The following is an 8,507-nucleotide window of genomic DNA, read 5'->3' as shown; positions in this document are numbered from 1 at the left end:
GGAGGTGCGGGCAACGACACGCTCAGCGGTGGCTTGGGCAACGATACCTACCTGTTCGGCAAGGGCGATGGCCAGGATACGATCAGCTCGGATTACGACACCTCGGCCGGCAAGCTCAATGTGCTGCAGTTCAAGGCCGGAGTGGCACCTGCGGACATCGTGGCGACCCGCTCGGACAGAGCGCTGATCCTGGCCATTGCCGGTACCACGGACCAGGTCAAGATCGACTACTTCTTTGAAGCCAACAACCCCTATGGGGGCTACAACCCCATCCAGCAGGTCCGGTTTGCCGACGGCACGAGCTGGGACATCCCGGCCATCCTGAACCAGGTGTTTGCGGGCACCAGCGGCGCCGACTACATCGCTGGCACTACCGGCAATGACGTGATTCATGGCCAGGAGGGCAATGACACGCTGTATGGCTACGGCGGCAATGACACGCTCGACGGCGGTGCGGGCAACGACTATCTCGACGGAGGTGATGGCAACGACATCCTCAATGGCGGCGCCGGCAACGACTATCTGACGGGGGGGGCGGGCAACGACACTTACTACTTCGAACGGGGCTTCGGTGTTGATACGGTTTACGATTACGACCCTACTGAGGGTAATAAAGATATCGCTCAGTTTTCCGTCGACATCGCCTCGGATCAGCTGTGGTTCCGCCGGAATGGAAGTAATTTGGAGGTAAGTATCATTGGCTCATCTGATCAAATCAGTATTTCCAGTTGGTATTCAGGTGCGAGCTATCAAGTTGAGCAATTTAAAGCTGGGGATGGAAAAATTCTATCCAACACTCAAGTTCAAGCCTTGGTAGATGCGATGGCCAGTTTCGCACCTCCGGCTGCCGGGCAATCAGTGTTAAGTCCTGACTATAAAAATAGCTTAGATGCTGTAATTTCATCAAACTGGAAATAAAATAAACTGCCCTTAAAAGGGCAGTTTATTTTTATAATTTTATTGGGGCTTTTGCATAAATCAGCGTTTTGCCAAATCTCTCCCAACCCCAGACGTGGCTAGGCCACAGCCACCGTTTGAGGGCAGTTCAGTTCAGCACATTGATTGAGAATGGCAGCTCGTTGACCTGCCGTTCAAACGTGCGAGACTTTACCCGCTCTCCCGGTCGTTTGATGCAGTGCCCTTGGTTTCCACCGGGCTGCATCGGTGATAACCACTCCAGCTTTTCCATAGTTTGCGACCAAAGTGCCTGCATGTTGTGATGGCCGCATCGCGGTGCGCAAAGGCATCGCCTTTGCGCATTCGGGCGTTCTTTCTCGAGGGATGAGAGGAGTGGCGCTGCGCTCCAAGAGCGTCGCATACACAGGCTGGGTGTCAGAAGCGCCATCGCCTGTCACCGTCAGCAGCAGCTCGTCAGGCGCAGCTGTGCCAGCAACTGGGGCACGACAGCAGCATTGCTGACGTTGTTGGAGGTGACACAGATGACCTGCAGCTGGAAGGTCTGGGCATCGATGCCAATGTGTAGCTTGCACCATTGATGCCGCCGTTCAACGCCATGCTTTTTGCATTTCCACTCGCCTTCGCCCAGGAACTTGATGCCTGTGGAATCGACCTGCAAATGAAGACCAGCGGCACTGGGGCGGCACACCACCTGCACGTCCAAGTTGCGCTGCCTGCGGCACAGCGTGCTGAATTTAGAGGTCATTATTATTGGAGCAGCTGACGAAATGACTATTTTCAATTGATATCCAATCTCCTACTATCAAATTAAGAAATTTAATGTAGGTGATGGAAAGACATTGTCAAACACCCAAGTCCAAACCCTAGTTAATGCGATGGAAAGATCTTTCCTACTCCATATGTCAGTTGAATTTTCCCTTGACTACAAAAAACTTAGATTCAATGATTGAATCAAGCTAGAAATAAAAATAGAAACTACTAGTTTATAGTAGCTCCTATTTTTCATGGAAAAATTTTTTCAAATCGGCATTTCAGCCAACCATAGCTTGAGCCTTGCCCTGTTCCACTCCAATTGCGAGCGGACCATGTCATGCTGCGCTTGTTGCAGCGTGATGAGACTTTGGTTGAGCTGCAGGATGTCGAATGTATGGTTCTCATACTGCCGCTGAGCTGACTGTGCGGCGGCACTAGCAGCACTGTGAAGGTCGATAGCCGCGCGCAGGTTCTTCAGAGTGGCATGTGCTTCTGCGTGCTGCTGTACCAAGTCCTGCAGCGTTTGCTGCTCGGTCGCCTGTAGCTCAATGCGTTTTTGTTCCACAGTTGCCCGTGCAGCACGTACTTTATAAGCATTCGCGTAGCCGTCAAACAAGGGAATACTGACACTGACTCCAACCACATTTTCACGCGAGCGCACACTGCTCAACGCTTGAGTCGGTCGTCCATTGCGGTAGTGTCCCAAGTTGAGATCCACGGTGGGCAGTCCATCGGACTCAGTGGCACTGACACCTGCTTCTGCCGCTTTGAATTGGGCTCTTGCCGATGCAATAGCTGGATGGTTTTCGCGCGCATATCCCAGCCAGTCATCCAGCGCCTTGGCCATCAAACGATCCGTCACTGTAGGCGAAGGACTGAGCTTCTCTTTCGCGAGGCTCGGTAGCAGCGGAGGCAATGTATATGCGACGCCCGACGGCAAGCCTAATTGATAGCCCAGCTGGGCATGGGATTTGCTCAACTCGCCTTCAGCTCGGCTTTGCTCCAGCCGAATTCGAGCCTGGGCAGTCACCGCTTGAAGTGTGTCACCAGAACTTCCGGCGCCGCCAGCCTGCCGCCGCTGTGCAGCGAGCAGGTTCCGGTCCGCCAAAGGCAGCAGCTGTTTCTGCGTAAAGAGGCGAGCCTCTGCCGCTTGAGCATCTGCATAGAGATAAAGCACCTCTCCAAGCAGCTTCTGCAGAGTGGCATTCTGACCACTGAGCGCAGCATTCAGTTGTGCCTGAGCTGCATCAGTACGTGCGTCGCGCGCACCAAAATCCCACAGCCGCCAGCTCAGGATAACGTTCTGGGTTGTGGCCTGCGTGCTCGTACCCGGGAAGTTGTTGCCGTAACTGACATCACTACTCTGTCGACCAACGCCCGCATTGAGCTGGGGCCAGTAAGCGCTTTTGGCTTGACCGACCTGGGCAGCCTGCTGCGCGATCTGGCTCCAACTGGCACGCAATTGTGGGTTGTGGCATATCGCAAGCTGTATGGCCACCGGCAGAGTGAGTTCGGGTATCGGTCCTGGGCTACTTGCGCGCAGCGTCTGCAACGCCCATTGAGGATTGTCTGCTCTTTCAGCAGAAGCTCGAGACGCGCAGCGCAGCTCTATTGGCATCAGAGCATCAACACCTGCAGCGGATCCTCTTGCTGGGTTTAGCTCCGTCGACTCCAACAAGTCGGGTGGCAGATGCACCCGCAGGCTGCGATTCAGTGCAGGAGGCTCCGTACGCAACGGGTCCGAAAGACTGCTGCGCGATAGCCAGGGACGGTTTTCAGCGGCAACAGGCTTTACTGCGTCAACGCGTGCATTCTGCGCCAAGGACCCACCGTGCGGCACCAGCAATGCAAATAGCAGAGCCAAGTTTCTGTGCTGGACCACTGGTCTCTTCTCAAATGCCGTCCTGCTCTTTTGAAACGATGTGGGTTCAGCGTTCACGCAGGGCCTCGTGGGTGTGGCGCAGCAAAGGGCTGAGCACGTACTCAATGACGCGGCGATCGCCAGTCTTGATCTCGACATTGACAGCCATACCAGGGGTGATAGGAGTGGTCTTGCCTTCTACATCCAAGGTGGTCTTGTCCAGCAAGACTTTTACGGCGTATATGAGACCCCGCTTTTCGTCCGGAATGGCGTCTTGTGAGACATGCGTTACGCGGCCAGGCAAAGTGCCATATTTGGTGTATTCAAAGGTATCGACTTTGACGGCTGCACTTTGATCAAGGTGAACGAAACCTTTGTCTTTATTTTCAATAAAAGCCTCGACCTCAAGCGGCCCCCCACTAGGCACGATTTGCATGATGGGTTGAGCAGCCTGCACCACGCCACCCAACGTGTGCACCGCAAGCTGCTGCACAGTGCCATCGACAGGAGCTTTCAACGTCAGCAGTCGGCTGGTACTGGACGCGCGCAACGCTTCTTGTGTGGAAGTTTGTGCAATGCGACGGGCATCGGCCACCTGATCCAGCGCCGTGCGCGAGATCTCGGCAGCCAGTGCATCTCGTTGATTCCGGGTCTCCTGCCATTGGGCCTGCAGTTGCAGCCGAGAGCGCTCCTTTTCCATCCAGGCATCGCGAGAAACATCATTCGTGGCGAGCAGCACCTTGTAGCTCTTCGCCTGCTCAGTTGCCAGGGGCAGAGCCGCAGCATAGTGCTGGAGGTCATCAGAGAGCTTCCTACGCTTGGCCTCGTAATCCAGGTACTGGCCTTGCACATGCAAATGAGCGGCCTGCCAACGGACCTCATCCAAGGTTGTGCCATGGCGCTCGTTCAACTCGCGGACTGTAGGGAGCATCGGCGGCTTGCCAAGCTTCACTGCCTGCAACAGAGCTTGGTTACGACTTAGAGTCAGCACGGCTTCATTCTTTTCTCCGAGAGCCTTGTCACGTTCTGCATCAAGCGCGCTGGTATCCAGTTGCAGCAGGATGTCGCCAGCCTTAACCGACTGTCCTTCTTGTACCTTGAGGGTCACCACACTGCCGGTGTCTACAGCGGCAATCGTCTTGATTCGCTCAGTGGGAATGACTTTGCCGCTGGCACTGACAATGATGTCCATGCGCCCCAGCACTGCCCAGGCCAGCGCGACGGTGACCATCAAGACTAGTAGCCTGGCAATCCAACGCAGACTGCGTGAGGGCGGGCTTTCCTGTACGGCCAGTACTGCTGGCAGAAACTCTGCTTCTTCAGCACGCAATGCTCGTTCGGGAAATTCATCGCGCCGACGCCAAAAGTATGCAAAGGTACGACCGTAACGACTAAGCAGCTCAAGATAAGCTTGTGTTCGATGTTTGTAGCTCATGGTGGGCGGCTTTATCCGGCCAAGCCGTTTTGCAGTTGATGCAAATGGCTGTATATGCCTCGGGAATTGGCCAGCAACTGCTGGTGAGTCCCCATCTCTGCGATCTGCCCTCTCTCCATCACGATGATCCGGTTGGCTTCACGGACTGCAGAAAGTCGGTGTGCAATGACAATGACGGTCCGGCCCTTGCAGATGCTGCGCATGTTGTCTTGGATGATTTTTTCGGACTCGTAATCGAGCGCGCTGGTGGCCTCGTCAAAGATCAGGATGCGAGGGTCGCTGATGAGCGCGCGGGCAATAGCAATGCGCTGACGCTGCCCCCCTGAAAGTCCTGTGCCGTGTTCCCCAACGATCGTGTCGTAGCCTTCAGGCAATTCGCAGATGAAATCATGAGCACCGGCGAGCTTGGCGACCTGCGTAATGACCTCAATGGGTGCGGATGGATGAGTCAGCGCGATGTTGTCGCGTACCGAGCGGTTGAAGAGTACGTTCTCCTGCAATACCACGCCAATCTGATGCCGCAGTGAAGCCGTATCGACAATAGAGATGTCCTGGCCGTCAATAAGCACACGGCCACGATCCGGCACATAGAGACGCTGGACCAGCTTCGTAAGAGTGCTCTTGCCTGAACCCGAACGACCCACAATGCCGACAACTTCTCCCGGGCGGATACGCAGTTGAAGCGAACGGATGACGTCTGGTGCATCGGGGCGGTAACGGAACGAGGTTTGATCAAACTCGATAGCTCCCGCCAGGCGAGGAATTCGGGTCTTGCTACCTTCAATCTCCGTGCGAGTGTTGAGAATGTCTCCCAAGCGGCTCATGGAAATGCCAACCTGCTGGAAGTCATTCCAAAGCTGAGCCATGCGCAAAATGGGGTTGGAAACCTGAGCCGCCAACATATTGAAGGCAATCAGTTGGCCCACAGTCAACTTGCTCTCAAGCACCAATTGCGCACCCAGCCACATGATTCCGATCGTGACGAGCTTGCTGACCAGCGTGACGGCATTCCCTGCGATCGTTCCTACATTGGTGGCCGACAGGCCCGCCGCCACATAGCTGGCAAGTTGCTTGTCCCAACGCTGCTGCCAGCGCGGCTCCACCGCCATGGCCTTGACCGTATCGATACCACCGATGGTCTCAACAAGAAACGATTGGTTTTCTGCTCCGCGGTTGAATTTCTCGTTGAGGCGAGCCCGCAGAACAGGCGTAAAGAGCACCGAGATCAAGATGTACAGAGGAATGGACCCCAGTACGATCAATGTCAGCAGCGGGCTATACCAAAGCAAAGCTGCAATGAACACAAACGAAAACAGCAAGTCCAGCACCAGCGTCATCGCATTGCCGGTCAGAAAGGACCGAATGTTTTCCAGCTCCCGAATTCTCGCCACGGAGTCCCCGGTACGGCGGCTGTGAAAATAGGCCATGGGCAAAGCCATGAGGTGCTTAAACAGGCGTGCGCCCAACTCCACATCAATCTTGGAACTGGTATGCGCAAAGATATAGGTGCGAATACCAGTTAGTAACACTTCAAAGACTGTTGCACACAGCAGGCCAATGGCGATGACGTGCAAGGTTTGCATGGCATGGTTGACCAGCACCTTGTCCATTACGACCTGAAAGAACATGGGAGTGACAAGAGCCACCAGCTGCAACACCAGGGAGAGTAGAAAGACTTCACCCAACAGCTTCCGGTACTTGACAACAGCTGGAATAAACCATGTGAAGTCAAAGCGCGCAGTCTCACCCGCGAAACTAGCCTTACTGGTCAGGTAGATCAACTGCCCAGCCCAGATGGACTGGAAGCTCGTGAGCCCCAGTATCTGAGGAGGCTCGCCAGGACGCTGAATAAGAACCTTGCACTGAGACTGAGCTTGACTTTTAGTCTCTTCGGAACTCACGGGCCCAGATAATGTACTGGAATGCGCCCCAGCCATATCGACCTTTGCCACGATGAAAAACCGGCCCTCGGTATCCATCGCAATGCAAGGTAGCGGAGCTTTTTCCAGGCGCTCCAAAGGTTGGTGAACCCGTTTGGCAGAAAAGCCTATGGATTTGGCGGCATTGAGCAGTGTGACGACATCAAAAGGCTCTGCACCGAACTCATGCTGAAGCTTAGCCGGATCCACCTGAAGGCTATGAAATTGCGCCATGGTGAACAATGCCCATAGCCCGGTATCTTGTTTTTTCTCCCCAGAATATCTCATTCTTCTACTATTCCATACCCAGATAGCTCAAAATATGCAAAGCATATGAGCTGGATAATTATTACTCAAAAATCAACAGCTAATCATCAAAAGACGTAGCTACTGAACTAAATTATAAAATAAGCCACCCTTTTTTGGATGGCTTATTTTATTTCCAGCTTGCTGAAATTACAGCATCTAAGCTATTTTTATAGTCAGGACTTAACACTGATTGCCCGGCAGCTGGAGGTGAAAAACTGGCCATCGCTTCAACCAAGACTTGGACTTGGGTGTTGGATAAATTCTTTCCATCTCCCGCCCTAAATTGCTCGATTTGATAGCTTGTACCCGAGTACCAACTGGAAATAGTCATTTTGTCGGTAGAACCGATAACACTGACTTCCAAATTAATTCCATTTCGACGGAACCACAGTTGATCCGAGGCGATGTCGGCGGCAAACTGTGCGACATCTTTATTGCCTGTCGTAGTGTCGTAGTCGTAAACCGTATCAACACCAAAGCCACGCGAAAAATAATAGGTGTCGTTGCCCGACTCGCCATAAAGCGTGTCGTTGCCCGCACCACCGTCGAGGGTGTCGTTGCCCAACCCTCCATACAGAGTGTCATTGCCACCTTGGCCATAAATCATGTCATCAGCAACCGTTCCCACCAAGGCGTCATCTGCCGCCGAGCCCTCAAAGTACTTGTTCGTCAGTGCCTGTACATCCCAAACCGTGCCATCGGCAAACCGGGCCTGCTGAATGGGGTTGTAGGCACTGCGGGGATTCTGGCCGTAGAAAAAGTCGCTGATTTGGACTCGATCCGTGGTGCCAACAATGCTCAGGATCAACGCATTGCCCGAGCGGGTCGCCACAATCTCCGAGGGTGCAACGCCTTCCTTGAATTGAAGCACATTGAGCTTGCCTGCCGACGTGTCGTAGTCCGAGGCAATCGTGTCCTGGCCATCGCCCTTGCCAAACAAGTAGGTGTCGTTGCCCGACTCGCCATAAAGCGTGTCGTTGCCCGCACCACCGTCGAGGGTGTCGTTGCCCAACCCTCCATACAGAGTGTCATTGCCACCTTGGCCATAAATCATGTCATCAGCAACCGTTCCCACCAAGGCGTCATCTGCCGCCGAGCCCTCAAAGTACTTGTTCGTCAGTGCCTGTACATCCCAAACCGTGCCATCGGCAAACCGGGCCTGCTGAATGGGGTTGTAGGCACTGCGGGGATTCTGGCCGTAGAAAAAGTCGCTGATTTGGACTCGATCCGTGGTGCCAACAATGCTCAGGATCAACGCATTGCCCGAGCGGGTCGCCACAATCTCCGAGGGTGCAACGCCTTCCTTGAATTG

Annotated in this window: 5 protein-coding genes and 1 pseudogene; 1 reads left to right on the top strand and 5 read right to left on the bottom strand. The window is 54.1% G+C overall.

Annotated features, from left to right (window positions below; genetic code table 11):
- The coding region (locus AB6724_RS21535) for a calcium-binding protein (RefSeq protein WP_369340586.1) at positions 1 to 918 on the top strand (918 nt) is incomplete at its 5' end.
- Positions 919 to 1,016: 98 nt separating this feature from the next.
- On the opposite strand, the pseudogene AB6724_RS21530 reads toward AB6724_RS21535, so the two are convergent.
- The 5 genes and pseudogenes from AB6724_RS21530 to AB6724_RS21510 form a co-directional block, all read right to left on the bottom strand.
- A pseudogene (locus AB6724_RS21530) lies at positions 1,017 to 1,651 on the bottom strand (IS5 family transposase); the annotation flags it as partial.
- Positions 1,652 to 1,936: 285 nt separating this feature from the next.
- The gene (locus AB6724_RS21525; protein ID WP_369340585.1) at positions 1,937 to 3,610 is read right to left on the bottom strand and encodes a TolC family protein; all 1,674 of its coding nucleotides are present in this window, start codon (positions 3,608 to 3,610) and stop codon (positions 1,937 to 1,939) included.
- Positions 3,600 to 4,967, bottom strand: a complete 1,368-nt coding sequence (locus tag AB6724_RS21520; protein WP_369340584.1) for an HlyD family type I secretion periplasmic adaptor subunit — start codon at positions 4,965 to 4,967, stop codon at positions 3,600 to 3,602. Before AB6724_RS21520 ends, AB6724_RS21525 begins: the two co-directional genes overlap by 11 nt.
- 11 nt (positions 4,968 to 4,978) lie before the next feature.
- Positions 4,979 to 7,174 (bottom strand): type I secretion system permease/ATPase, encoded by a 2,196-nt coding sequence (locus AB6724_RS21515; protein WP_369340583.1) that lies wholly within the window; start codon positions 7,172 to 7,174, stop codon positions 4,979 to 4,981.
- Between the two features lie 148 nt (positions 7,175 to 7,322).
- Positions 7,323 to 8,507 (bottom strand): calcium-binding protein (locus AB6724_RS21510; RefSeq protein WP_369340582.1); only part of this gene is annotated, 1,185 nt, incomplete at its 5' end.

Source organism: Comamonas guangdongensis (assembly GCF_041079535.1).
Lineage (GTDB): Bacteria > Pseudomonadota > Gammaproteobacteria > Burkholderiales > Burkholderiaceae_C > Comamonas > Comamonas guangdongensis.
This window is presented reverse-complemented; position numbering and strand designations above follow the sequence as displayed.

Bases quoted from the DNA above. Each gene is read 5' to 3' on its own strand.
- AB6724_RS21520 (WP_369340584.1), bottom strand. From the start codon at position 4,967: ATGAGCTACAAACATCGAACACAAGCTTATCTTGAGCTGCTTAGTCGT.
- AB6724_RS21515 (WP_369340583.1), bottom strand. From the start codon at position 7,174: ATGAGATATTCTGGGGAGAAAAAACAAGATACCGGGCTATGGGCATTG.